The organism is Pseudomonas serbiensis (assembly GCF_030580745.1).
Taxonomy (GTDB): Bacteria; Pseudomonadota; Gammaproteobacteria; order Pseudomonadales; family Pseudomonadaceae; genus Aquipseudomonas; species Aquipseudomonas serbiensis.
In genome coordinates this window covers 1-976 of record NZ_JAUQOO010000059.1, presented here as the reverse complement: position 1 = coordinate 976, position 976 = coordinate 1, and the positions used below count along the sequence as shown (strand labels likewise).

Genomic DNA, 976 nt, shown 5'->3' with positions numbered 1-976 from the left:
TGAGGTGCATCGCTGAGGATTTCGCCGCCCTGGTTGACCACGGCGTCCGTGACGGTGAGGTTGGCAGTGCCGGTGCTGGTGAGGCTGCCTGCCAAGTTCGACACAGAGCCAGCGTTCAGGGTCAGGATGCTATCGCTGCGTATCACGCCTTGATCGTTATTGAGGATCGCGGTCGAGAGATCCAGGCCCGTGACCACCATGGTCAGGGCCATGGCACTGGCGATACGCCCCGCTTCGCTGTTATTGACCTGCGCGGCAGTCAGGCGCAAGGCCTCGGTGCTGGTCAGGCGACCGTCCTGGCTGTTGTTGAAGGCGCCGGTGGTGACGGTCACGCCTTTGCCGGCAATCCGGCCACTGAGGCTATTGTCCAGACGGCCGCTGGTGAGGGTCAGGGCTGCATCGCTGAGGATTTCGCCGCCCTGGTTGACCACGGCGTCGGTGACAGTCAGGGTCGAGGCGCCAGTGCTGGTGATACTGCCCGCGGTGTTATCCAGTGAGTCGGCATTGATTGTCAGCGTTCCCGCGCTGGACATCAGGCCCTTCTGACCGTTCGATACGTTGCTGGCCGTGACACTCATGTTGCCGCCCTGGCTCAGGATGCGACCTGACTGGCGGTTATCGAGGGTCGTGGCGGTAATGCGGGTACTGGCCTGCCCGCTCAGGGTCGCGCCCTGGTTGTTGAGGGTCTGGGTGACGGTCGCCTGCACGGCACGGCTGGCGACAATGTTGCCGGTGTTGGTCAGGTTGCCTGCCGACAGCACCACATCGCCGGCGGCATTGCGGCTGTTATCCGCATTGACGCCCGCCTCGATGATCGCGCTGTTGCTCAGGAGCCCGGTGCTGGACAGTGTGACGCTGTCCCGTGCGGCGATATTCTGCTGGATGGCCAGATCGCCCGGCGTCGTGATCGACAACGCGCTGCCCGCATACAGCGGCCCGTTGACCTCGACCGCGTTGGCATTCACCGTCACCGCCC

1 pseudogene is annotated in these 976 nt (G+C 64.2%); it reads right to left on the bottom strand.

Annotated elements, in window-relative coordinates:
* Positions 1 to 976: pseudogene (locus tag Q6A51_RS27270) on the bottom strand (filamentous hemagglutinin N-terminal domain-containing protein); the annotation flags it as partial.